This is a genomic window from Burkholderia sp. MSMB1589WGS (genome assembly GCF_001636105.1).
GTDB lineage: Bacteria > Pseudomonadota > Gammaproteobacteria > Burkholderiales > Burkholderiaceae > Burkholderia > Burkholderia humptydooensis.
Genome location: NZ_LNJT01000007.1, coordinates 642488 through 664906, shown reverse-complemented (window position 1 = coordinate 664906; position 22419 = coordinate 642488). Strand labels below are relative to the sequence as shown.

Here is a 22419-nt window from a genome sequence, read left to right as displayed (position 1 = left end):
GGCACGCGTCGTCGCGCGAAGGCCATCTTCAATTCCAGGACACCCAGGAGACGAGAATGTCCGCTGTACCGAATGAAGTGATGAAGTACGTCGCGGCCGAACGCGACGACGACGCGCAGGAAACCGTCGAATGGCTCGAAGCGCTCGACGGCGTGATTTCCGCGGTCGGTCCCGGCCGCGCGCACTACCTGATCGAGAAGCAGATCGAATTCGCGCGGATGCACGGCGAGCACCTGCCGTTCTCCGCGAACACCCCGTACATCAACACGATTCCCGTCGAAGCCCAGGCGAGGATTCCGGGCGACCAGGACATCGAGCACCGGATCCGCTCGTACACGCGCTGGAACGCGATCGCGATGGTGTTGCGCGCGGGCAAGGATACGAACGTCGGCGGCCACATCGCGTCGTTCGCTTCGGCCGCGACGCTCTATGACGTCGGCTACAACCACTTCTGGCACGCGCCGTCCGCCGAGCACGGCGGCGATCTCGTGTTCGTGCAGGGCCATTCGTCGCCCGGCATTTACTCGCGCGCGTTCCTGCTCGGCCGCCTGACGGAAGCGCAGCTCGACAACTTCCGCCAGGAAGTGGGCGGCAACGGCATCTCGTCGTATCCGCACCCGTGGCTGATGCCGGATTTCTGGCAGTTCCCGACCGTGTCGATGGGCCTGGGCCCCATCATGGCGATCTACCAGGCGCGCTTCATGAAGTACCTGCAGGCGCGCGGCATCGCGAAGACGGACGGCCGCAAGGTCTGGGCGTTCCTCGGCGACGGCGAGACGGACGAACCGGAATCGCTCGGCGCGATCGGCATGGCGAGCCGCGAGAAGCTCGACAACCTCGTGTTCGTGATCAACTGCAACCTGCAGCGTCTCGACGGCCCGGTGCGCGGCAACGGCAAGATCATCCAGGAACTGGAATCGGAATTCCGCGGCGCCGGCTGGAACGTGATCAAGGTGATCTGGGGCGGCCGCTGGGATGCCCTCTTCGCGCGCGACAAGACGGGCGCGCTGATGCGCCGCATGATGGAAGTCGTCGACGGCGAATACCAGACGTACAAGTCGGAATCGGGCGCGTACGTGCGCGAGCACTTCTTCAACTCGCCGGAGCTGAAGGCGCTCGTCGCCGACTGGTCCGACGACGACATCTGGGCGCTGAACCGCGGCGGCCACGACCCGCACAAGATCTACGCGGCGTTCCACGAGGCGAGCAACTCGAAGGGCGCGCCGACGGTGATTCTCGCGAAGACCATCAAGGGCTACGGGATGGGTGAGTCGGGTCAGGCGATGAACATCACGCACCAGCAGAAGAAGCTGCCCGTCGAGCAACTGAAGAAGTTCCGCGACCAGTTCCGCCTGCCGATCACCGACGAGCAGATCGCCGACGTGCCGTACGTGAAGTTCGACGAAGGCTCGAAGGAGCTCGAATACATGCGCAAGCAGCGCATGGACCTCGGCGGCTACCTGCCGCAGCGCCGCCAGAAGGCCGAGTCGCTGCCGGTGCCGGCGCTCGACGCGTTCGAGCCGCTCCTGAAGGGCACGGGCGAAGGCCGCGAGATCTCGACGACGATGGCGTTCGTGCGGATCCTGAACATCCTGCTGAAGGACAAGACGCTCGGCAAGCGCGTCGTGCCGATCGTGCCCGACGAATCGCGCACGTTCGGCATGGAAGGTCTCTTCCGCCAGATCGGCATCTGGAACCAGGAAGGCCAGAAGTACGTGCCGGAGGATTCCGATCAGTTGATGTTCTACAAGGAATCGGAAACCGGCCAGATCCTGCAGGAAGGCATCAACGAAGCGGGCGGCATGTGCGACTGGATCGCGGCGGCGACGTCGTACTCGACGCACGGCGAGATCATGGTGCCGTTCTACATCTTCTATTCGATGTTCGGCTTCCAGCGGATCGGCGACCTCGCATGGGCGGCGGGCGACATGCGCTCGCGCGGCTTCCTGCTCGGCGGCACCGCGGGCCGCACGACGCTCAACGGCGAGGGCTTGCAGCACGAAGACGGCCACTCGCTGATGTGGGCGGCGTCGGTGCCGAACTGCGTGAGCTACGACCCGACGTTCGGCTACGAGCTCGCCGTCATCATGCAGGACGGTCTGCGCCGGATGGTGCAGGAGCAGGAGGACGTCTACTACTACGTGACGGTGATGAACGAGAACTACGAGCACCCGGCGATTCCGCAGGGCGAGCACGTGGCGGCCGACATCATCAAGGGCATGTATGCGTTCAGGAAGGCCGACGCCGGCAAGAAGGCGCCGCGCGTTCAACTGCTCGGCGCGGGCACGATCTTCAACGAAGTGATCGCCGCCGCGGACCTGCTGAAGAACGACTGGGGCGTCGCCGCCGATCTCTGGAGCGTGCCGAGCTTCACCGAGCTCGCGCGCGAAGGCCATGACGTCGAGCGCTGGAACCTGCTGCATCCGGCCGAGGCGCGCCGCCTGTCGCACGTGCAGACGTGCCTGAAGGACACGCAGGGCCCGGTGATCGCGTCGACCGACTACGTGCGCGCGCTCGCCGACCAGATCCGCGGCCAGATCGATCGCCGCTACGTCGTGCTCGGCACCGACGGCTTCGGCCGCTCGGACACGCGCGGCGCGCTGCGCCACTTCTTCGAGGTGGATCGCTACTGGGTCACGGTCGCGGCGCTCAACGCGCTCGCCGACGAAGGCGCGATCGAGCGCAAGGTCGTGGCGGACGCCATCGCGAAGTACGACCTCGACCCGGCCAAACCCAACCCGATGACGGTTTAACGCACGCGCCGCGCGACGCCGCCCGCCCGTTCCCGCTTTCGACGAAGCGGGGGCGGGGCGGCGCGGCTCCGCCTTGCATGGGATCGCGGCAGGCCGCTCGCGCGGCCTGCCGCGATCGACAGGAGACTGAAACAGATGAGTCAAGCGATCGAAGTCAAGGTGCCGGATATCGGCGATTACAAGGACGTGCCCGTCATCGAAGTGCTCGTGAAGCCGGGCGACGCGGTCGAGCCCGAGCAGTCGCTCGTCACGCTCGAGTCCGACAAGGCGACGATGGACGTGCCGAGCCCGTCGGCGGGCACGGTCAAGGAAGTGAAAGTGAAGGTCGGCGACGCAGTGTCGGAAGGCTCGCTGATCGTGCTGCTCGACGGCGCGCAGGCGGTGGGCAAGCTCGCGCAGGCGAACGGCGCCGCGGCGAGCGCCGCGCAGCCGGCGGCCGCGCCCGCGGCAGCCGCACCTGCGCCCGCGGCGGCGTCGGCGTCGGCGGGCGGCGGCACGGTCGAAGTGAAGGTGCCGGACATCGGCGACTACAAGGATGTGCCGGTGATCGAGATCGCCGTGAAGGTCGGCGATACGGTCGAGAAGGAGCAGTCGCTCGTCACGCTCGAGTCCGACAAGGCGACGATGGACGTGCCGAGCCCGGCCGCGGGCGTCGTCAAGGGCATCTTGGTGAAGGTTGGCGACGCGGTGTCGGAGGGCTCGCTGATTGTCGTGCTCGAAGCGTCGGGCGCCGCCGCGAGCGCGCCGCAGGCGGCCGCGCCCGCAGCCGCACCCGTGCAAGCCGCGCCCGCTCCGGCGCCCGCCGCCGAGCCCGCGCCGCAAGCGGCAACTGCAGCCGCGGCCGCAGCCGCGCCGGCGCCCGCCGCGAGCGGCGAGTACCGCGCGAGCCACGCGTCGCCGTCGGTGCGCAAGTTCGCGCGCGAACTCGGCGTCGACGTGTCGCGCGTCACGGGCACGGGGCCGAAGAGCCGCATCACGAAGGACGATGTCACCGCGTTCGTGAAGGGCGTGATGACGGGGCAGCGCGCGTCGCCCGCCGCCGCGGCCGCGCCGGCGGGCGGCGGCGAGCTGAACCTGCTGCCGTGGCCGAAGATCGATTTCGCGAAGTTCGGCCCGTTCGAGGCAAAGCCGCTGTCGCGGATCAAGAAGATCTCGGGTGCGAACCTGCACCGCAACTGGGTAATGATCCCGCACGTCACGAACAACGACGAAGCGGACATCACCGATCTCGAGGCGCTGCGCGTGCAACTGAACAAGGAGCACGAGAAGGCGGGCGTGAAGTTCACGATGCTCGCGTTCGTGATCAAGGCGGTCGTGGCGGCGCTCAAGAAGTTCCCGACCTTCAACGCGAGCCTCGATGGCGACAACCTCGTCTTCAAGCAGTACTACCACATCGGTTTCGCGGCCGACACGCCGAACGGCCTCGTCGTGCCGGTGATCCGCGACGCGGACAAGAAGGGCCTCGTCGACATCGCAAAGGAAATGAGCGAGTTGTCGAAGGCCGCGCGCGAAGGCAAGCTGAAGCCGGACCAGATGCAGGGCGGCTGCTTCTCGATCTCGTCGCTCGGCGGGATCGGCGGCACGCACTTCACGCCGATCATCAACGCGCCGGAAGTGGCGATCCTCGGGTTGTCGCGCGGCCAGATGAAGCCGGTGTGGGACGGCAAGCAGTTCGTGCCGCGTCTCACGCTGCCGCTGTCGCTGTCGTATGACCATCGCGTGATCGATGGCGCGGAAGCGGCGCGGTTCAATGCGTATCTGGGGTCGCTGCTTGGCGACTTCCGGCGCGTGATTCTTTGATGAGCGATGGACCTCGCAGGGGCCTGGGTCAATGTCGTTGATCCGCGCTCCGTCGTTGAACTCGTTTTCTTGACGGTCTGCATGCGTCGCCCCTCCCCTGGGGCGGGAGGCACTTTTCTTTGTCTTGCCAAAGAAAAGTGACCAAAAGAGAGGCGCGTCCCTGGGTGGACGGCAAAGGTGGCGCTGCCCAGGTTCCCGTTCTCCAGACAGGCCGTAGTTCAACGCGCGAGTTCCACTCCCTCTGTCAGCAGCCAAACAAGTAGGGGACGTACATGAGTCTCATCGAAGTCAAGGTTCCGGATATCGGCGATTTCAGCGGCGTCGACGTCATCGAAGTCAACATCAAGCCCGGCGACGTGATCGAAAAAGAGCAGACGCTCCTCACGCTCGAATCGGACAAGGCCTCCATGGAAGTGCCGAGCGACGTCGCCGGCACCGTCAAGGAAATCCTGGTCAAGGCCGGCGACAAGGTCTCGCAAGGCACCGTGATCGCGCTCGTCGAGGCGTCAGCCGCTGCCGCAGCACCCGCGAAGACGGCCGAGCCGGCGAGGCCCGCAGCACCGGCCGCCGCGCCCGCAGCCACTTCGGCCGCCGCGCCGCAAGCCGGCAGCTACGCCGGCGCCGCCGACATCGAGTGCGACATGCTCGTGCTCGGCGCCGGCCCCGGCGGCTATTCGGCCGCGTTCCGCGCCGCCGATCTCGGTATGAAGACGGTGCTCGTCGAGCGCTACCCGACGCTCGGCGGCGTGTGCCTGAACGTCGGCTGCATCCCGTCGAAGGCGCTGCTGCATACGGCGCTCGTCGTCGAAGAGGCCGAGGCGCTCGCCGCGCACGGCATCTCGTTCGGCAAGCCCGAAGTCAACCTCGACAAGCTGCGCGACTTCAAGTCCGGCGTCGTCAAGAAACTGACGACGGGCCTCGCCGGCATGGCGAAGGCGCGCAAGGTCGAAGTCGTGACGGGCGCCGGCGCGTTCGTCGATCCGCATCACATGGAAGTGCAGGGCGAAGGCGGGAAGAAGGTCGTCCGCTTCAAGCAGGCGATCATCGCGGCCGGCTCGCAGTCGGTGAAGCTGCCGTTCCTGCCGGAAGACCCGCGCATCGTCGATTCGACGGGCGCGCTCGAGTTGCGCCAGCAGCCGAAGCGCATGCTCGTGATCGGCGGCGGCATCATCGGCCTCGAAATGGCGACCGTCTACTCGACGCTCGGCGCGGAGATCGACGTCGTCGAAATGCTCGACAGCCTGATGAACGGCGCGGACCGCGACCTCGTCAAGGTCTGGGAAAAATACAACGCGAAGCGCTTCGGCAACGTGATGCTGAAGACGAAGACGGTCGGCGCGGAGGCGAAGGAAGACGGCATCTACGTGAAGTTCGAGGGCGAGAAGGCGCCGACGGACGCGCAGCGCTATGACCTCGTGCTCGTCGCGGTGGGCCGCAGCCCGAACGGCAAGAGGATCGGCGCCGAGAAGGCGGGCGTCGCCGTCACCGAGCGCGGCTTCATCGAAGTCGACAGGCAGATGCGCACGAACGTCCCGCACATCTTCGCGATCGGCGACATCGTCGGCCAGCCGATGCTCGCGCACAAGGCGGTGCACGAAGGCCACGTCGCGGCGGAAGCGGCGCACGGCGAGAAGGCCTACTTCGACGCGCTGCAGATTCCGTCGGTGGCCTACACCGATCCGGAAGTCGCGTGGGCGGGCAAGACGGAAGACCAGTGCAAGGCCGAAGGCATCAAGTACGGCAAGGCGGTGTTCCCGTGGGCCGCGTCGGGCCGCGCGATCGCGAACGGCCGCGACGAGGGCTTCACGAAGCTGATCTTCGACGAGGAAACGCATCGCGTGATTGGCGGCGGCATCGTCGGCCTGAACGCGGGCGACCTCATCAGCGAAGTGTGCCTCGCGGTCGAGATGGGCGCGGATGCGGAAGACATCGGCAAGACGATCCATCCGCACCCGACGCTCGGCGAATCGGTCGGCATGGCCGCCGAGCTGTACGAAGGCGTCTGCACGGACCTGCCGCCGCAACGCAAGAAGTAAGCGCCGCGGCCGGCCGGCTGCGACGGCGCAAGAAACGGCGCCTCCCGAAACGAACCGCACGCGGAAAGCCGACATCCGGCTTCGCGCGGTCGGTTCAAAAAGGGAGGCGCCGTTTTGTTTGGCTGCGGGCGAACGGGAAGGGCGTTCGCGGGCGGGTCACAGCCATGAAAAAAGCCGCGCAGATGCGCGGCTTTCCCCAAACGAGCAGGCAGTGACGCCGGCGCTTACGCGGTCTTGCCGGTGCTGCTGCGGCGCGACGCGGCGGCCGCGGTGTTCGCCGCCTTCGTGGCGACGGCGGCAGCGGCGTTGAAGTTCGTTTCGGCGATTTCGACCGCTTGCTTCGCGGCCTTCTGCACCGTTTCGTACGTCGTGTTCGCGGCGTTGATCGCCGACTTCAGCGCGGCGACGGCCGTTTCCGAGCCGGCCGGCGCGTTCTTCGCGACGTTGTCGACGAGCGCCTGCACCTTGCGGTTCTGTTCCTCGTATTGCGCCTCGGCGACCTTCGCGAATTCGGCTTGCGTGGCCGACGCGATTTCGTACACATGGCGGCCGTACGCGAGCACCTTCTCGGCGATCGGCTGCGTGAGGCTTGCCTGCAGCGCGAGGAGTTCCTGCGTGTCCTTCACCGACAGCGCGCGCTGCACGTTTTCCTGGCTTTCAGCGAGCGTCGACTTCACCACTTGCAGATTCAGTTCGATCAGCTTTTCGACGCCTTCAAACGCCTTCGTCGTGAGACCGAAGAGGCTTTCGATGTTGGCTTTCTGGGCGGCGGCGATTTGCTCGGGGGTCAGCAAGGACATGTTCATGCTCCTGAGGTTCGATCGATGATCGTGAAGGAAAAGGGCACAACTTTGGGGAACAGATGCCTGAAACTGCTTTGTGCAACGCAACAATGGTTTCTATTTTAGGGCGTCAGGATTGAATGTCAAGTGCTTTTGGTGCATTGCACAATCCTGACAATCCTTAAGTAAAACAATAGTTTGCGTTATCTCGTTGGTATCGGTTTCAGCGCCTGTGCGAAGCCGGTTCGGCCGCGTGTCGCATTGACGCAGGCGCACTATAGCGACGCGGTAAACCGATTGGAGCGACGGAACGTTTAACATTCTGGCTTGTCGAACCGACCGCCGTTTTCGGCTCGGCGGCGGCGCGAACCCATGCGCGAACGTCCGCTGCGAGCCCGTCGGCGGGCCGTTCGGCCCGCTTCGCTGCCGTATTCGTGGTTTCCCCTGCTTCAGCTTGTCCGTTGCGACGCCGATATTCTGGTCAACCGATGGGTGATTCGTGTGTCGCGCGCGTCGGGCGTCTCGTTTTCTTCATCGTATTTTTCGATGGGAAAGGCGGGGCCGATTGGCCTGGTATGACCGATTCTTACATTCCGGTTTAACGAAGATCGGTAAGTGCCTAATATTGCTTATTTTTTCAGCTTTTACTACACTTGCGGAAACTTCCCGCTGTTTTGTTCGGACCCCAATGAAAGCCCAATTGTTTGCACCGCTCAGGATGATGCAGAGCGTGGCGCTCGGCACCGCTGTCTCGGTCGCCGTCTCGCTGATGGTGGCGACGGCCGCCGTCGCGCCCGCGGACGCGTTTGCCGCCACCGCCAAGACCGCGCAGAGCGCGAAAGGCAAGAAGAGCGCGGCGAAGAAGTCGCTGCGCGCCGCGTCGTCGAGTGCCGGGCCGCGCGCGAAAGGCGCGCGCAAGCGCGTGACCTACGTGTCGAACGGCCGGCATCGCAGCGGCGTGCGCCGCGTCGCGTTCGAGCCGCGCCCGCCGTCGGTGGGCCAGGCGTTCGGCCTGCACGAGACGCCCGATTCGCTCGCGCTGCGCTCGAGCGTCGCGTACGTCGTCGACCAGAACACGTCCGAGCCGCTCTTCGACAAGAATTCGCATGCGGTCGTGCCGATCGCGTCGATCACGAAGCTGATGACCGCGATGGTCGTCCTCGACTCGAAGGCGCCGCTCACCGACCAGATCGACGTGACCGACGAAGACCGCGATTACGAGAAGGGCACGGGTTCGCGCCTGTCGGTCGGCTCGGTGCTGTCGCGCGAGGACATGCTGCACATCGCGCTGATGGCGTCGGAGAACCGCGCGGCGGCCGCGCTGTCGCGCTACTACACGGGCGGCCGCCCGGCGTTCATCGCGGCGATGAACGCGAAGGCGAAGTCGCTCGGCATGAGCGACACGCACTTCGAGAATTCGACGGGCCTGTCGAGCCAGAACGTGTCGAGCGCGCGCGATCTCGTGAAGATGGTGAACGCGGCGTACCAGTACCCGCTCATCCGCAAGTTCTCGACCGATCGCAGCTACGAGGTCAACACCGGCAAGCGGATGCTCGCGTACAACAGCACGAACGCGCTCGTGCGCAATCCGTCGTGGGACATCGGCCTGCAGAAGACGGGCTTCATCAACGAAGCGGGCGAGTGCCTCGTGATGCAGACGACGATCCACAGCCGTCCGATCGTGATGGTGCTGCTCGATTCGTTTGGCAAGTATTCGCGTTTCGCCGATGCGTCGCGCGTGCGCAACTGGCTCGACAACGGCGGCGGCGAGCGTCTGACGGCGGCGAACACGTCGACGGGCGGAACCTGATCGCGCGGCCGTCCGATTGTGGCGTCGCTCAGCAAAAAGCCCCGCATTCGCGGGGCTTTTTCGTGTGCGTGGCCCGCGGGCGACCGGCCGACGAAAGCGCGCAAGCGTAGTGCGCCTACGCCTGCTTTTGCGCCGGCGCGTCCACGTCCTTCGCGGTTTCCGGCCGATAGCCGAGCGATTCGGAGATCGTGAGCGCCGTGCGGCTCAACTGGCCGAGCCATGCGTCCTGCAGCCGGTCGGCGGGCGCGGACAGCGACAGCCCCGCGACCAGCTTGCCGGAATCGTCGTAGATGCCGGCCGCGATGCAGCGCACGCCAAGCTCCAGTTCCTCGTTGTCGCGCGCGCACGCTTGCTGGCGCACGAGCGTCAATTCGCGCTCGAGCTTCGGCAGCTCGGTGATACTGTTCTGCGTATGGCCGGCGAGGCCCGTGCGCGTCGCGTATGCGCGCACCCGCGACGTCTCGTCGGCCGCGAGGAACAGCTTGCCGACCGACGTCAGGTGCAGCGGCGCGCGGCCGCCGATCGCGCGGACGACCTGCATCCCCGAGCGCTCCGAGTACGCGCGTTCGATGTAGACGATCTCGTCGCCCTGGCGCACCGACAGGTTCACGGTCTGCCCCGTCATCCGGTGCAGCTCGCGCATTGGCATCAGCGCGGCGTCGCGCACTGACAGGCGGGCCTTCACGAGGTTGCCGAGTTCGAGCAGGCGCATGCCGAGCCGGTACGTGCCGGGATCGGACCGGTCGACGAGACGGCAGGTCACCATGTCGTTCAGGATACGGTGCGCGGTGGAGGGATGCAGTTCGGTGCGCTGCGCGAGTTCCTTCAGGCTGACCGGATCGCTGTGCGCGGCGAGCGCATCGAGGAGCCGCATCATCCGTTCGATCACCTGGATCGACGTTTTGGAATCCGGGTTCGGGTTGCTCATCGTGGGAAATCGATTGCCGCATCAAATACCAATGCGTCGATTGTATCTCGTATCGTGAAAAAAGCGAACGGTGTTCGAGGAAGTCCTCGCTTGGCGCCGGACGCGGCGTTTCTTTGCGCGGGGGCGTTGGTCGCGCCGCGCGAACGGCGGATAATGAGCGGCGTTTTCTCGAAGGGGCGCCTATGCGAGTCGGATTGTTCGTCACATGCCTCGTCGACCTGATGCGGCCCGAGATCGGCTTTTCGGCACTCAAGCTGCTGAAGCAGGCGGGCTGCGACGTCGTCGTGCCGCCCACGCAGACCTGCTGCGGCCAGCCCGCGTACAACTCGGGCGAGCGTGCGCTCGCGCGCGATCTCGCCGAAAAGACGCTCGGCGAATTCGAAGCGCTCGACTATGTCGTCGTGCCGTCGGGCTCGTGCGGCGGGATGATCCGGGTCCATTACGGCGACCTCTTTCGCGACGATCCCGAGCTGATGGCGCGCTACGGGCGTCTGCGCGCGAAGGTCTATGAACTGACCGACTTCTTCGTCAACGTCGCGCGGGTGACGCTCGAGCCGGGCGAGTTCAAGGGGCCTGTCACGTACCACGATTCGTGCTCCGGCCTGCGCGAGCTCGGCGTGAAGGCGCAGCCGCGCGCGCTGCTTGCGCAGCGCGGCGTCGCCGTCGACGAAATGAAGGACTGCGAGCACTGTTGCGGCTTTGGCGGCACGTTCGCGGTGAAGTACGGCGACATCTCGACCGCGATCGTCGACGAGAAGTGCGCGAACGTGCGCGCGACGGGCGCGGGCGCGGTCGTGCTCGGCGATCTCGGCTGCATGCTGAACATCGAAGGGCGGCTGCGCCGCACGGGCGACCGCGACACGCGCGTGCTGCACGTCGCGCAGGTGCTCGCGGGCGACGTCTGAGCGTCTCGCCCCGGACGGATCGGCCGTGCCACGCGCGCCGCGCCGCCGTTCGCCGCCGATCACCGATGCGAAACCGCGACGAGATCCACGAACTTCACGAGCCGCCATGCAGGTCCAATCGATGCACTTCAAGGCACGCGCCGGCGAAAAGCTCGCCGATGCGCGCCTGCAGGAAAACCTCGGAAGGCTGTCGACGAAATTCGTGTCGGGCCGCGCCGAGGCGATCACGCAGATCGATTTCGTCGCGACGCGCGCGGAGCTGAAGGCGCGCCGCAACCGTGCGCTGGAGCGGCTCGACGTGTGGCTCGATATGTTCGAGCGCGAGGCGACGCGACGCGGTACGACCGTGCTGTACGCGGAGACGACGGGCGACGCGGCGGCGCTCATCGCCGACATCGCGCGCCGGCACGGCGTGAAGAAGGTCGTCAAGACGAAATCGATGGTGACCGAGGAAGCGAATCTCAACGCGGTGCTCGGCCGGCTCGGCGTGCAGTCGATCGAGACGGACCTCGGCGAATACATCCTGCAGATCAACGACAACGAGCCGCCGAGCCACATCATCGCGCCCGTGCTGCACCGGGACAAGGAGGAGGTTGCCGAGCTGTTCGCGAAGACGCACGGGCGGCCGCGCCTCACCGAGATTGCCGAGATGACCCGCGAGGCGCGCGAGGTGCTGCGCCCGCATTTCCTGTCGGCGGACATGGGCGTGACGGGCGGCAACTTCGTGATCGCCGAGACGGGCTCCGTCGTGCTCGTGACGAACGAGGGCAACGAAGGGATGTGCACGGTGCTGCCGCGCGTGCACGTCGCGGTGACGGGGATCGAGAAGGTGCTGCCGACGCTCGAGGATCTCGCGACCGCGATGCGCCTGTTGCCGCGCTCGGCGACCGGGCAGAAGACGTCGAACTATTTCTCGCTGCTGACCGGCGCGCGCGGCGACGGCGACGAGGACGGGCCCGAGCACGCGTACGTCGTGCTCGTCGACGGCGGCCGCAGCGGGCTCATCGGCGGCGAATTCCAGGAGATGCTGCGCTGCATCCGCTGCGGTGCGTGCATGAACCATTGCCCGGTCTACCAGAAGGTCGGCGGGCACGCGTACGGCTGGGTGTATCCGGGGCCGATGGGCTCGGTGCTGACGCCGAGCTACGTCGGGCTCGGCAACGCGCTCGATTTGCCGCAGGCGGCGACGCTCTGCGGCGAGTGCGACAGCGTCTGCCCGGTCGGCATCCCGATTTCGGGCTTGCTGCGCAAGCTGCGCGAGAAGCAGGTCGAGCTGCGCCTGCGGCCGTGGCGCGAGCGCGCGGCGCTCGCCGCGTGGGGCTTCTTCGCGCGGCGGCCGGCGCTGTACGCGCTCGCGACGAAGCTCGCGGTTCGCGTGCTCGAGCGGGCGGGCGGCGCGCCGGGCGGCGTGGCGGGCGCGTTCGGACGCTTGCCGTTCGCGCGCGCCTGGACTCGAGGCTGGACCGATACGCGCGACATCCCGGCGCCCGCCGGCCGGACGTTCCGCGAGCTGTACGCAGCGTCGCGCACGCATCTCGATCCGTCCTCGACGCGCTGATCCGACGGCGGGCAAGCGCGTCGCGAAGCCCCGCTCGAGCGGGCGGGGCACAAGTCGCGCCGCGACTGTTCATCGAGCGACAACACTGCGTTCGCTATTCGTGGATTTATCTCGATAGGTGCGGTCTATAGAATCTCGACATCAGCATGGGAGGAATGCCCTGTGCACCAGCCGAGAGAGGTCGCATCATGAGAAAGACAATATCGATGTACTGGCCGCTTGCGATCGTCGTGCCGCTCGCCGCCGCCTACCTGTATCTGTCCGAAGCCGCGCCGCGGAGCGCGCCCGCGATCGCACGCGACACGTCGGCAGAGCTCGCGCGCGCCGTTTCATACGGGCTCGTCGACGACGCGTCGCAGCCGCTGCCCGCCGCGCCGAACGTTGCGCCGCTCGCCGGCCCGAAGGCGCTGTGAGGCGGGATCTGGCGCAAGCGAGAATCGGCGCGCCTTTGTATAATGGCGCGTTACTCATCCGAGCGGTTCTCCGCGACTGTCTGGCTGCACGATGAAAAGCGTCGCGATCTGCTTTGTCTGCCTCGGCAACATCTGCCGCTCGCCCACCGCGGAAGGGGTGATGCGCCATCAGGTGGCGGCAGCGGGGCTCGACGCGGCGATCCAGATCGATTCGGCCGGCACGGGCGACTGGCACGTCGGCGAGGCGCCCGACGCACGCGCGCAGCAGGCGGCGCGCGCGCGGGGCTACGATCTGTCGGCGCTGCGGGCGCGGCAGATCGGCGATGCCGATTTCGAGCGCTTCGATCTCGTGCTCGCGATGGATTGCGCCAATCTCGCGGAGTTGCGCAAGCGCTGCCCGCCGCAATATCGGGGCAAGATCCGGCTCCTGATGGCGTACGCGGGCGACGGATCGGCGGGCGAAATCACCGATCCTTATTTCGGCGGCGCGCGTGGCTTCGAGCGGGTGCTCGATCAGTGCGAGGACGCGTGCCGCGGCCTCCTCGAAAGCCTGCGTGAAACGGCGCGCTGAAGCGCCGCATACAACCCCTTTTAGCGGCATGGATACTTGACTAAATTGGTCAAATATTTATACTTGACCAAAATCGTCAAGATTGCTGCCCATTCAATACCATGAGACTCACCACCAAAGGCCGTTTCGCCGTCACGGCGATGATCGACTTGGCGCTACGCCAGGAGCAAGGCCCGGTGACGCTTGCAGGCATCAGCCAGCGCCAGCGGATTTCGCTCTCCTACCTCGAGCAATTGTTCGGCAAGCTGCGCCGGCATGAAATCGTCGAATCGGTCCGCGGGCCGGGCGGCGGCTACAACCTCGCGCGTCGTGCGCAGGACGTGACGGTCGCCGACATCATCATCGCGGTCGACGAGCCGCTCGATGCGACCCAATGCGGCGGCAAGGGCACGTGCGAGGGCTCGAAGCAGCACGATGGCCATTGCATGACGCACGAGCTCTGGTCGACGCTGAACCAGAAGATGGTCGAATACCTCGATTCGGTGTCGCTGCAGGATCTCGTCGATCAGCAGCGCGCCCGCGAAGGCACGCCCCCCGCCGTGCTGCGCGACAAGCGCAAGCCGGAGCCCGTCGCGGCGAGCGTCGAGCCGGTCCGCTCGATTCCGCTCGGTCCGAATTCGGTCTTCAACATCGCGAGCTCATGAGCGCCGCGCACTGAACGCGGCCCGCACAACGAATAGTCCCCGCACTGAACGCATACCCGGAGCGATAGATGAACAACGAGATCCCCCACCTGCCCATCTACATGGACTACAGCGCGACGACGCCCGTCGATCCGCGCGTCGTCGACAAGATGGTGCCGTATCTGCGCGAGCAGTTCGGCAACCCGGCGTCCCGCAGCCACGCATACGGCTGGGATGCGGAGCGCGCGGTCGAAGAGGCGCGCGAGCAGGTGGCGGCGCTCGTGAACGCCGATCCGCGCGAGATCATCTGGACGTCCGGCGCGACCGAATCCGACAACCTCGCGATCAAGGGCGCCGCGCACTTCTATCAGGGCAAGGGCAAGCACATCGTCACCGTGAAGACCGAGCACAAGGCGGTGCTCGACACCTGCCGCGAGCTCGAGCGCGAAGGCTTCGAAGTGACCTATCTCGACGTGAAGGACGACGGTCTCGTCGATCTCGACGTGCTCAAGGCCGCGCTGCGCCCGGACACGATCCTCGTGTCGGTGATGCACGTGAACAACGAGATCGGCGTGATCCAGGACATCGGGACGATCGGCGAGATCTGCCGCGAGAAGGGCATCATTTTCCACGTCGACGCCGCGCAGGCGACGGGCAAGGTCGAGATCGACCTCGCGAAGCTGAAGGTCGACCTGATGTCGTTCTCCGCGCACAAGACCTACGGCCCGAAGGGCATCGGCGCGCTGTACGTGCGCCGCAAGCCGCGCGTGCGCATCGAGGCGCAGATGCACGGCGGCGGCCACGAGCGCGGAATGCGCTCGGGCACGCTGCCGACGCACCAGATCGTCGGCATGGGCGAGGCGTTCCGGATCGCGCGCGAAGAAATGGCGACCGAGAACGAGCGTATCCGGATGCTGCGCGACAAGCTGCTGCGCGGCCTGTCGGAAATCGACGAAACCTACGTGAACGGCGATCTCGAGCAACGGATTCCGCACAACCTGAACATCAGCTTCAATTTCGTCGAAGGCGAATCGCTGATCATGGCGATCAAGGACGTCGCGGTGTCGTCGGGCTCCGCGTGCACGTCGGCGTCGCTCGAGCCGTCCTACGTGCTGCGCGCGCTCGGCCGCAACGACGAGCTCGCGCACAGCTCGATCCGCTTCACGGTCGGCCGCTTCACGACGGAGCAGGAAGTCGACTACGTGATCGACCTGCTGAAGAGCAAGATCGCGAAGCTGCGCGACCTGTCGCCGCTTTGGGAGATGCATCAGGAAGGCATCGATCTGTCGACGATCGAATGGGCGGCGCACTGAGCGCAGCGACTTTTTCGCGGGCGACGGCGCGCCGCGCAGACGAAACGAAGCAAGGAGCATGAGTCATGTCTTACAGCAACAAGGTTCTGGATCACTACGAAAATCCGCGTAACGTCGGCTCGTTCGCGAAGGACGACGAAGCGGTGGGCACCGGCATGGTCGGGGCGCCCGCTTGCGGCGACGTGATGAAGCTGCAGATCCGCGTCGGCGAGAACGGCGTGATCGAAGACGCGAAGTTCAAGACCTACGGTTGCGGGTCGGCGATCGCGTCGAGCTCGCTCGTCACCGAGTGGGTGAAGGGCAAGACGCTCGACGAGGCGCTCGCGATCAAGAACACGCAGATCGCCGAGGAACTCGCGCTGCCGCCCGTGAAGATCCACTGCTCGATCCTCGCGGAAGACGCGATCAAGGCGGCCGTGGCCGACTACAAGAAGCGCCACGAAATGGCCGAAGACGGCAAGGCCGCCGCGTAAGCGGCCGCGGGTTCGACGGACGGCGGATTGGGGTTTGGACGCATGACGCACGAAGCCGGCTTCGTGCGAAGAAGGACATTTATGGCTATCACACTGACCGAAAAGGCTGCGCAACATGTGCAGAAGTATCTGACGCGGCGCGGCAAGGGGCTGGGCCTGCGGCTCGGCGTGCGCACGACCGGCTGCTCGGGCCTTGCGTACAAGCTCGAGTACGTCGACGAGCTCGCCCCCGAGGATCAGATGTTCGAAAGCCACGGCGTGAAGGTCTTCGTCGATCCGAAAAGTCTTGCGTACATCGACGGCACGGAGCTCGACTTCGCGCGCGAAGGGTTGAACGAGGGGTTCAGGTTCAACAATCCAAACGTGAAGGACGAGTGCGGCTGCGGCGAATCGTTCCGCGTGTGACGGCGCTCCGCGCGAGGCGGGCAAGAGGCGGCGCGGGCCGCCTTTTTAATGGGCGGCACTTCGGTCGACGTCGTGCCGCAGTCGACAACGAGTTGAGCGCGAGAGCGACTACGCGATGGTTTCGCTGAAGGACAGCCACTTCGATCTCTTTCATTTGCCGGCGCAATTCGCGCTCGACGAGCCCACGCTCGACGCCGCGTACCGCGCCGTGCAATCGCAGGTGCACCCGGATCGCTTCGCCGCGGCGGGCGACGCGCAAAAGCGCATCGCGATGCAATGGGCGACGCGCGCGAACGAGGCGTACCAGACGCTGCGCGATCCGCTCAAGCGGGCGACGTACCTGCTGCATCTGCGCGGCGTCGACGTCGGCGCGGAGAACAACACGGCGATGGAGCCGGCGTTCCTGATGCAGCAGATGGAGTGGCGCGAGCGCATCGAGGATGCGGCGGCCGCGAAGAACATCGGCGAGCTCGCCGCGCTCCTCGCCGAATTGCGCGACGATAGGCGCGCGCGCCTCGCGAAGCTGGGCGCGCTGCTCGACAGCGGCTCGGACCAGGGCGCGGCCGAGGCCGTGCGGCAACTGATGTTCGTCGAGCGCGTGTCGGCCGAGATCGGTGCTCAGATCGAGCGCCTCGAACACTAACCGCGCGCGTGACGCACGCGATGCAAGCGGGGCTTCGGCCCTCATCGAACACACAGAGATGGCTTTACTGCAAATTTCCGAACCCGGCATGGCGCCCGCGCCGCATCAGCGGCGCCTCGCCGTCGGCATCGACCTCGGCACGACGAATTCGCTCGTCGCAGCGGTGCGCAACAGCATTCCGGAAGCGCTGCCCGACGACGCGGGCCGCGTGCTGCTGCCGTCCGTCGTCCGCTATCTGGAGAAGGGCGGCCGCCGGATCGGTCATGCCGCGAAGGAAGAGGCGGCGATCGACCCGCGCAACACGATCGTGTCGGTCAAGCGCTTCATGGGGCGCGGCAAGGCGGAAGTCGAGGGCGCGGCGAACGCGCCGTACGAATTCGTCGACGCGCCCGGCATGGTGCAGATCCGCACGGTCGACGGCGTGAAGAGCCCGGTCGAGGTATCGGCGGAAATTCTCGCGACGCTGCGGCAACGCGCCGAGGATTCGCTCGGCGACGACCTGGTCGGCGCGGTGATCACGGTGCCCGCGTATTTCGACGATGCGCAGCGCCAGGCGACGAAGGACGCCGCGCGGCTCGCGGGCCTGAACGTGCTGCGCCTGTTGAACGAGCCGACCGCGGCCGCGATCGCGTATGGGCTCGACAACGGCGCTGAGGGCCTCTACGCGGTCTACGACCTCGGCGGCGGCACGTTCGACCTGTCGATCCTGAAGCTCACGAAGGGCGTGTTCGAGGTGCTGGCGGCAGGCGGCGATTCCGCGCTCGGTGGCGACGATTTCGATCACCTGCTGTTCGCGCACGTGCTCGCGCAGGCCGGCCTCGACGCGGCCGCGCTCGCGCCCGAGGACGTGCGCCTGCTGCTCGATCGCGTGCGCGGCGCGAAGGAGGCGCTGTCGGCCGCGCAGCAGGCGCGCCTCGACGTGAAGCTGTCGACGGGCGAAAAGCTCGCGCAGACGATCACGCGCGACGCGTTCGCCGCGCTCGTCGAGCCGCTCGTGCAGCGCACGCTTGCGCCCACCCGCAAGGCGCTGCGCGACGCGCAGGTGAGCGCGGCCGACATCAAGGGCGTCGTGCTCGTCGGCGGCGCGACGCGCATGCCGGTGATCCGGGACGCGGTCGCGAAGCATTTCGGCCAGCCGCCGCTCGTCAATCTCGATCCGGACCAGGTCGTGGCGCTCGGCGCGGCGATCCAGGCGGATCTGCTCGCGGGCAACCGCAGCGGCGGCGACGACTGGCTGCTGCTCGACGTGATTCCGCTGTCGCTCGGCGTCGAGACGATGGGCGGCCTTGTCGAGAAGATCATTCCGCGCAACTCGACGATTCCCGTCGCGCGCGCGCAGGAATTCACGACGTTCAAGGACGGCCAGACCGCAATGGCGATCCACGTCGTGCAGGGCGAGCGCGAGCTCGTCGCCGATTGCCGGTCGCTCGCGCGCTTCGAGCTGCGCGGCATTCCGCCGATGGCGGCGGGCGCCGCGCGGATTCGCGTGACCTATCAGGTCGACGCGGACGGTCTGCTGTCGGTGTTCGCGCGCGAGCAGCACTCGGGCGTCGAGGCGTCGGTCGTCGTGAAGCCGTCGTACGGCCTCGGCGACGACGACATTGCGCGCATGCTCGAAGACAGCTTCAAGACGGCCGAAGTCGACATGCGCGCGCGCGCGCTGCGCGAGGCGCAGGTCGAGGCGCAGCGCCTCGTCGAGGCGACGGAGGCGGCGCTCGCCGCCGACGGGGATCTGCTCGACGTGAGCGAGCGCGCGATGGTCGACGGACTCGTCGCGTCGCTGCGCGCGGCCGCGCCGGGCGACGATGCGAATGTGATCGACGCGGCGACGAAGGCGCTCGCCGAGGGTACCGACGAATTCGCCGCGCGCCGGATGGACAAGAGCATCAAGCGGGCGCTCGCCGGCCGCAAGCTCGACGAGATCTGAATGCGAACTGCGCCGTGCGGCCGACCGGCCGCCAGCGCGGCGATGGACGGCGCGGCAGCGGGCCGCGCACTGGTTGAACGAACGGAACGAACATGCCTCAACTCGTAGTACTGCCGCACGTCGAATTGTGCCCGGACGGCGCGGTGATCGACGCCGTGCCCGGCAAGAGCATCTGCGACAACCTGCTCGACAACGGTGTGGAGATCGAGCATGCGTGCGAGAAGTCGTGCGCGTGCACGACGTGCCACGTGATCATTCGCGAAGGCTTCAACGAGCTCGAGCCGTCCGAGGAGGACGAGGACGATCTGCTCGACAAGGCGTGGGGCCTCGAGCCGACGTCGCGCCTGTCGTGCCAGGCGATCGTGAAGGAGGGCGTGGATCTGGTCGTCGAGATTCCGAAGTACTCGATCAACCACGCGAAGGAAAATCACTGACGACGAGGAGGTTCGACGATGAAATGGACCGATTCCCGCGAGATCGCGCTCGCGCTCGCGGACAAGCATCCGGATGTCGACCCGAAGCGGATCAATTTCGTCGATTTGCGGCAGTGGGTGCTGGAACTGGATGGCTTCGACGACGATCCGGGCCATTCGGGCGAGAAGATTCTCGAGGCGATCCAGGCGCACTGGCTCGACGAATCGGACTTCGACGACGAGGATTGACGCGGCGCATCCGGCCGCGCCGGCGCGGCAATGTCGCGCCGGGGTGACGATGCGGCGACGCGAAGCCTCCTGCAAGCGTTCGAAGGAAATTCAGGGAAAAACGGCTCGTGAAGCAATCACGAGCCGTTTTTTTGTGTCCGGCAGGCGGCGGGGCACGGAGGCCGCTCGCGTCACGCGCCGACGAGCGTGCCGTTCTCGATGCGCACGCGCTGGCCTTGGCCGAACGGCGGCGGGTTGTGGTACGTGAACGTGCGCGTCGAGCCGTCCTGCATCTGCACCTGAACCTGATAGTCGGTTTCGCTGCGGACCTGCTTCTCGACCGCGTTGCCGGCGAGACCGCCGCCCAGCGCGCCCAGGATCGTCATCGCGGTGCGGCCGTTGCCGCGGCCGAACTGGTTGCCGACGAGGCCGCCTGCGGCCGCGCCGCCGATCGCGCCGATCCCGGAGCTCGTGCCCGCCGTGCGCACCGGCACGATCGCGGCGACGGTGCCGCAGCTCGCGCAGTACTGCGATTGCTGCTGTTGTTGCGGATAAGGCTGCTGCGCATATTGCGGCGGCTGCGGCGCCGAGGACGTCTTGTGATGATGGCGCGTCGTCTGATGCGAGGCCGGCTTCGGCGCGGCCTGCGCGACCGCCTGCTGCTGGGCCGCCTGTTGCTGCGCGGCTTGCGCGGCGAGCGCGGCGCTTGCCGCGGCGGCCGTGTCGACGGCCGGCTGCGACGCGATCAGCGCGGCCTGCGTCTGCGGGTTCTGCGCGTCGACGCTGCTCGCCTTCGGGAACACGCCCGTGATGGCCGCCGTCGCGGCGAGGCTCGCGATGATGACGGCGCCCGCGGCCGTCGCGACGAGCGGATGGAGGCGCTGCCGTTGTTGCGTGGTGGTGTTCTGATTGTCCATTTTCGACTCTCCTGGCGCACACGGTGGTGCGTTATTTTCTGGAGCTAGTGTCGATCAAACGCCCTCGGCGCGCCGTTTCAAGTTGTAACGATTCGCTGCGCTAACTTGCGTGTCAAACACGGTCAAATGCCCGCTCGCGCAAGCGGCGCAAAGGCTGCGTGAAGAAGGGGACGGAAGAGAGGGGCGGCGCGGCGGCCGGGATTTACGGGCGGTTACAAAGCAGGCGAGGCTTGCCGCCGTTCGCCGCCCCGCCCGCCGTCGCCCGCGAAAGCAGGCTGAAGCAGGCGAAAGGCGGACGAAAGCAGAAAGAAAGGCGGACGCTTCGCGCGAACTCAGTCCTCGCGGCGCAGGTGCGGGAACAGCAGCACGTCGCGGATCGTCGGGCTGTCGGTGAGCAGCATCACGAGACGGTCGATGCCGATCCCGCAGCCGCCTGTCGGCGGCATCCCGTATTCGAGCGCGCGGATGTAATCGGCGTCGAAGAACATCGCTTCCTCGTCACCCGCGTCCTTCTGCTCGACCTGCTTCTTGAAGCGCGCGGCCTGGTCTTCGGGATCGTTCAGCTCCGAGAAGCCGTTCGCGATTTCGCGGCCGGTGACGAAGAGCTCGAAACGCTCGGTGATGCCCGTCACCGTGTCCGATTCGCGCGCGAGCGGCGACACTTCGATCGGGTAGTCGATGATGAAGGTCGGCTCCCACAGTTGCGCTTCCGCGGTTTCCTCGAAGAGCGCGAGCTGCAGCGCGCCGATGCCGGCGTTCAGGAACGCCGGCTGCGTGACGTCGACGCCGAGGCGCTTCAGTTCGCTGCGCAGGAACGCGTCGTCCGACAACTGGCCGTTCGTGTAGTTCGGCGCGTACTTCCGGATCGCCTGCGTGATCGTCAGGCGATGGAACGGCTTCGCCAGATCGAGCTCGCGGCCCTGGTACTGGATCGTCGCGGTGCCGAGCGCGTCGACGGCCGCCTGGCGGATCAGGCGCTCGGTGAAATCCATCAGCCAGCGGTAGTCGGTGTACGCGGCGTAGAACTCCATCATCGTGAATTCCGGATTGTGGCGCGGCGACACGCCTTCATTGCGGAAATTCCGGTTGATCTCGAACACGCGCTCGAAGCCGCCGACGATGAGGCGCTTCAGGTAAAGCTCGGGCGCGATGCGCAGGAACATCTGCATGTCGAGCGCGTTGTGATGCGTGACGAACGGCTTCGCGGCCGCGCCGCCCGGGATCGGGTGCAGCATCGGCGTCTCGACTTCCATGAACTCGGCGTCGCTCATGAACTTGCGGATCGACGCGATCGCCTTCGTGCGCGCGCGGAACGTCGCGCGCGTCTCGGGCGTGACGATCAGGTCGACGTAGCGCTGGCGATAGCGCGTTTCCTGGTCGGCGAGGCCGTGGAACTTGTCGGGCAGCGGGCGCAGCGCCTTCGTGAGCAGCCGCAGCTCCGTGCACTTCACCGACAGCTCGCCCTTGTTCGTGCGGAACAGCACGCCGCGCGCGGCGACGATGTCACCCAGGTCCCACTTCTTGAACGCGTCGTAGGTCTCGGCGCCGACGTCGGCGGGCGTCACGAAGAACTGGATCTGACCCGAGCCGTCCTGCACCGTCGCGAAGCTCGCCTTGCCCATCACGCGCTTGAGCATCATCCGGCCGGCGATCGCGACTTCGAGCGGCTTCGCCTCGAGCGCTTCCTTGTCGGCATCCGCGTATTCGGTCTGCAGATCGGCCGCGCGGTGCGTCGGCTGGAAGTCGTTCGGATAGGCGATGCCTTGGTCGCGCAGCGCGCGCAGCTTGTCGCGGCGTTCCGCGACGATCTGGTTTTCGTCCGCTGCGACAGCGGCCTGCGGTTGGGTCGGTTCGGTCATGATGGTCGGGTTCGATGGTGATGCGGCAGCGGGGCGCGGTGCGGCGCGCAACCGGCGCGCGG

General features: G+C 66.6%; 20 protein-coding genes and 1 pseudogene. 17 read left to right on the top strand and 4 right to left on the bottom strand.

Features of this window, described 5'->3' with window-relative positions:
• Positions 1 to 56 precede the first annotated feature (56 nt).
• The 4 genes and pseudogenes from aceE (at position 57) to lpdA (ending at position 6589) form a co-directional block, all read left to right on the top strand.
• Positions 57 to 2753, top strand: a complete 2697-nt coding sequence (gene aceE, locus WT16_RS11015; protein ID WP_063533334.1) for a pyruvate dehydrogenase (acetyl-transferring), homodimeric type — start codon at positions 57 to 59, stop codon at positions 2751 to 2753.
• 135 nt (positions 2754 to 2888) lie between these two features.
• Positions 2889 to 4553, top strand: a complete 1665-nt coding sequence (aceF, locus tag WT16_RS11010) for a dihydrolipoyllysine-residue acetyltransferase (RefSeq protein WP_063533333.1) — start codon at positions 2889 to 2891, stop codon at positions 4551 to 4553.
• An 81-nt stretch (positions 4554 to 4634) separates the two neighbouring features.
• Positions 4635 to 4710: pseudogene (locus tag WT16_RS35580) on the top strand (ion transporter); the annotation flags it as partial.
• A gap of 115 nt (positions 4711 to 4825) precedes the next feature.
• The gene (lpdA, locus tag WT16_RS11005) at positions 4826 to 6589 is read left to right on the top strand and encodes a dihydrolipoyl dehydrogenase (RefSeq protein WP_063533332.1); all 1764 of its coding nucleotides are present in this window, start codon (positions 4826 to 4828) and stop codon (positions 6587 to 6589) included.
• A gap of 224 nt (positions 6590 to 6813) precedes the next feature.
• Here lpdA and WT16_RS11000 read toward each other — a convergent pair whose 3' ends face one another.
• Positions 6814 to 7389 carry a phasin family protein gene (locus tag WT16_RS11000; protein ID WP_015600339.1) on the bottom strand — a complete coding sequence of 192 codons (576 nt, stop codon included), beginning with the start codon at positions 7387 to 7389 and terminating at the stop codon, positions 6814 to 6816.
• 670 nt (positions 7390 to 8059) lie between these two features.
• On the opposite strand from WT16_RS11000, the gene pbpG reads away from it, so the two are divergent.
• Complete coding sequence (gene pbpG / locus WT16_RS10995; protein WP_015602039.1) at positions 8060 to 9181, top strand: D-alanyl-D-alanine endopeptidase; 1122 nt, start codon at positions 8060 to 8062, stop codon at positions 9179 to 9181.
• A gap of 115 nt (positions 9182 to 9296) precedes the next feature.
• Here the strand turns inward: pbpG and WT16_RS10990 are convergent, their stop codons facing one another.
• Positions 9297 to 10109: an IclR family transcriptional regulator gene (locus WT16_RS10990; RefSeq protein WP_006025947.1), complete on the bottom strand. Its 813-nt coding sequence runs from the start codon at positions 10107 to 10109 to the stop codon at positions 9297 to 9299.
• Between the two features lie 182 nt (positions 10110 to 10291).
• Between WT16_RS10990 and WT16_RS10985 the strand changes: the two genes are divergently transcribed.
• The 12 genes from WT16_RS10985 to iscX all read left to right on the top strand — a co-directional run bounded on the left by WT16_RS10985 (position 10292) and on the right by iscX (position 19602).
• Complete coding sequence (locus WT16_RS10985) at positions 10292 to 11014, top strand: (Fe-S)-binding protein (protein WP_063533331.1); 723 nt, start codon at positions 10292 to 10294, stop codon at positions 11012 to 11014.
• A 106-nt stretch (positions 11015 to 11120) separates the two neighbouring features.
• Positions 11121 to 12572, top strand: coding sequence for a lactate utilization protein B (locus WT16_RS10980; protein ID WP_063533330.1), 1452 nt, complete (start codon positions 11121 to 11123; stop codon positions 12570 to 12572).
• Positions 12573 to 12778: 206 nt separating this feature from the next.
• Positions 12779 to 12985, top strand: a complete 207-nt coding sequence (locus WT16_RS10975; protein ID WP_170963100.1) for a hypothetical protein — start codon at positions 12779 to 12781, stop codon at positions 12983 to 12985.
• A 91-nt stretch (positions 12986 to 13076) separates the two neighbouring features.
• Positions 13077 to 13556 carry a low molecular weight protein-tyrosine-phosphatase gene (locus WT16_RS10970; RefSeq protein ID WP_006025951.1) on the top strand — a complete coding sequence of 160 codons (480 nt, stop codon included), beginning with the start codon at positions 13077 to 13079 and terminating at the stop codon, positions 13554 to 13556.
• Between the two features lie 101 nt (positions 13557 to 13657).
• Positions 13658 to 14200 (top strand): Fe-S cluster assembly transcriptional regulator IscR, encoded by a 543-nt coding sequence (gene iscR / locus WT16_RS10965; RefSeq protein WP_009912960.1) that lies wholly within the window; start codon positions 13658 to 13660, stop codon positions 14198 to 14200.
• 68 nt (positions 14201 to 14268) lie between these two features.
• On the top strand, positions 14269 to 15492 hold the full coding sequence (locus tag WT16_RS10960) for an IscS subfamily cysteine desulfurase (RefSeq protein ID WP_006025953.1): 1224 nt from the start codon (positions 14269 to 14271) through the stop codon (positions 15490 to 15492).
• Positions 15493 to 15557: 65 nt separating this feature from the next.
• Positions 15558 to 15965, top strand: coding sequence for a Fe-S cluster assembly scaffold IscU (gene iscU / locus WT16_RS10955; RefSeq protein ID WP_006025954.1), 408 nt, complete (start codon positions 15558 to 15560; stop codon positions 15963 to 15965).
• Positions 15966 to 16046: 81 nt separating this feature from the next.
• The gene (iscA, locus tag WT16_RS10950; protein WP_006025955.1) at positions 16047 to 16370 is read left to right on the top strand and encodes an iron-sulfur cluster assembly protein IscA; all 324 of its coding nucleotides are present in this window, start codon (positions 16047 to 16049) and stop codon (positions 16368 to 16370) included.
• Between the two features lie 115 nt (positions 16371 to 16485).
• Complete coding sequence (gene hscB / locus WT16_RS10945; protein WP_063533329.1) at positions 16486 to 17013, top strand: Fe-S protein assembly co-chaperone HscB; 528 nt, start codon at positions 16486 to 16488, stop codon at positions 17011 to 17013.
• Between the two features lie 58 nt (positions 17014 to 17071).
• Positions 17072 to 18940: a Fe-S protein assembly chaperone HscA gene (gene hscA / locus WT16_RS10940; protein WP_006025957.1), complete on the top strand. Its 1869-nt coding sequence runs from the start codon at positions 17072 to 17074 to the stop codon at positions 18938 to 18940.
• Positions 18941 to 19032: 92 nt separating this feature from the next.
• Positions 19033 to 19374 carry an ISC system 2Fe-2S type ferredoxin gene (gene fdx, locus WT16_RS10935; protein WP_006025958.1) on the top strand — a complete coding sequence of 114 codons (342 nt, stop codon included), beginning with the start codon at positions 19033 to 19035 and terminating at the stop codon, positions 19372 to 19374.
• 18 nt (positions 19375 to 19392) lie between these two features.
• Complete coding sequence (iscX, locus tag WT16_RS10930; RefSeq protein ID WP_006025959.1) at positions 19393 to 19602, top strand: Fe-S cluster assembly protein IscX; 210 nt, start codon at positions 19393 to 19395, stop codon at positions 19600 to 19602.
• A gap of 170 nt (positions 19603 to 19772) precedes the next feature.
• Here iscX and WT16_RS10925 read toward each other — a convergent pair whose 3' ends face one another.
• Together WT16_RS10925 and lysS are read right to left on the bottom strand one after the other, a co-directional pair.
• Complete coding sequence (locus WT16_RS10925; RefSeq protein ID WP_015601320.1) at positions 19773 to 20498, bottom strand: glycine zipper 2TM domain-containing protein; 726 nt, start codon at positions 20496 to 20498, stop codon at positions 19773 to 19775.
• Positions 20499 to 20830: 332 nt separating this feature from the next.
• Positions 20831 to 22357, bottom strand: a complete 1527-nt coding sequence (lysS, locus tag WT16_RS10920) for a lysine--tRNA ligase (RefSeq protein ID WP_063533328.1) — start codon at positions 22355 to 22357, stop codon at positions 20831 to 20833.
• Positions 22358 to 22419: the final 62 nt, after the last annotated feature.

Coding starts and splice junctions, on each gene's coding strand:
- iscX (WP_006025959.1), top strand. CDS start 19,393: ATGAAATGGACCGATTCCCGCGAGATCGCGCTCGCGCTCGCGGACAAG.
- WT16_RS10985 (WP_063533331.1), top strand. CDS start 10,292: ATGCGAGTCGGATTGTTCGTCACATGCCTCGTCGACCTGATGCGGCCC.
- lpdA (WP_063533332.1), top strand. CDS start 4,826: ATGAGTCTCATCGAAGTCAAGGTTCCGGATATCGGCGATTTCAGCGGC.
- WT16_RS10925 (WP_015601320.1), bottom strand. CDS start 20,498: ATGGACAATCAGAACACCACCACGCAACAACGGCAGCGCCTCCATCCG.
- iscA (WP_006025955.1), top strand. CDS start 16,047: ATGGCTATCACACTGACCGAAAAGGCTGCGCAACATGTGCAGAAGTAT.
- WT16_RS10970 (WP_006025951.1), top strand. CDS start 13,077: ATGAAAAGCGTCGCGATCTGCTTTGTCTGCCTCGGCAACATCTGCCGC.
- lysS (WP_063533328.1), bottom strand. CDS start 22,357: ATGACCGAACCGACCCAACCGCAGGCCGCTGTCGCAGCGGACGAAAAC.
- WT16_RS11000 (WP_015600339.1), bottom strand. CDS start 7,389: ATGTCCTTGCTGACCCCCGAGCAAATCGCCGCCGCCCAGAAAGCCAAC.
- WT16_RS10960 (WP_006025953.1), top strand. CDS start 14,269: ATGAACAACGAGATCCCCCACCTGCCCATCTACATGGACTACAGCGCG.
- WT16_RS10980 (WP_063533330.1), top strand. CDS start 11,121: ATGCAGGTCCAATCGATGCACTTCAAGGCACGCGCCGGCGAAAAGCTC.
- WT16_RS10975 (WP_170963100.1), top strand. CDS start 12,779: ATGTACTGGCCGCTTGCGATCGTCGTGCCGCTCGCCGCCGCCTACCTG.
- aceE (WP_063533334.1), top strand. CDS start 57: ATGTCCGCTGTACCGAATGAAGTGATGAAGTACGTCGCGGCCGAACGC.
- hscB (WP_063533329.1), top strand. CDS start 16,486: ATGGTTTCGCTGAAGGACAGCCACTTCGATCTCTTTCATTTGCCGGCG.
- iscR (WP_009912960.1), top strand. CDS start 13,658: ATGAGACTCACCACCAAAGGCCGTTTCGCCGTCACGGCGATGATCGAC.
- pbpG (WP_015602039.1), top strand. CDS start 8,060: ATGAAAGCCCAATTGTTTGCACCGCTCAGGATGATGCAGAGCGTGGCG.
- iscU (WP_006025954.1), top strand. CDS start 15,558: ATGTCTTACAGCAACAAGGTTCTGGATCACTACGAAAATCCGCGTAAC.
- WT16_RS10990 (WP_006025947.1), bottom strand. CDS start 10,109: ATGAGCAACCCGAACCCGGATTCCAAAACGTCGATCCAGGTGATCGAA.
- aceF (WP_063533333.1), top strand. CDS start 2,889: ATGAGTCAAGCGATCGAAGTCAAGGTGCCGGATATCGGCGATTACAAG.
- fdx (WP_006025958.1), top strand. CDS start 19,033: ATGCCTCAACTCGTAGTACTGCCGCACGTCGAATTGTGCCCGGACGGC.
- hscA (WP_006025957.1), top strand. CDS start 17,072: ATGGCTTTACTGCAAATTTCCGAACCCGGCATGGCGCCCGCGCCGCAT.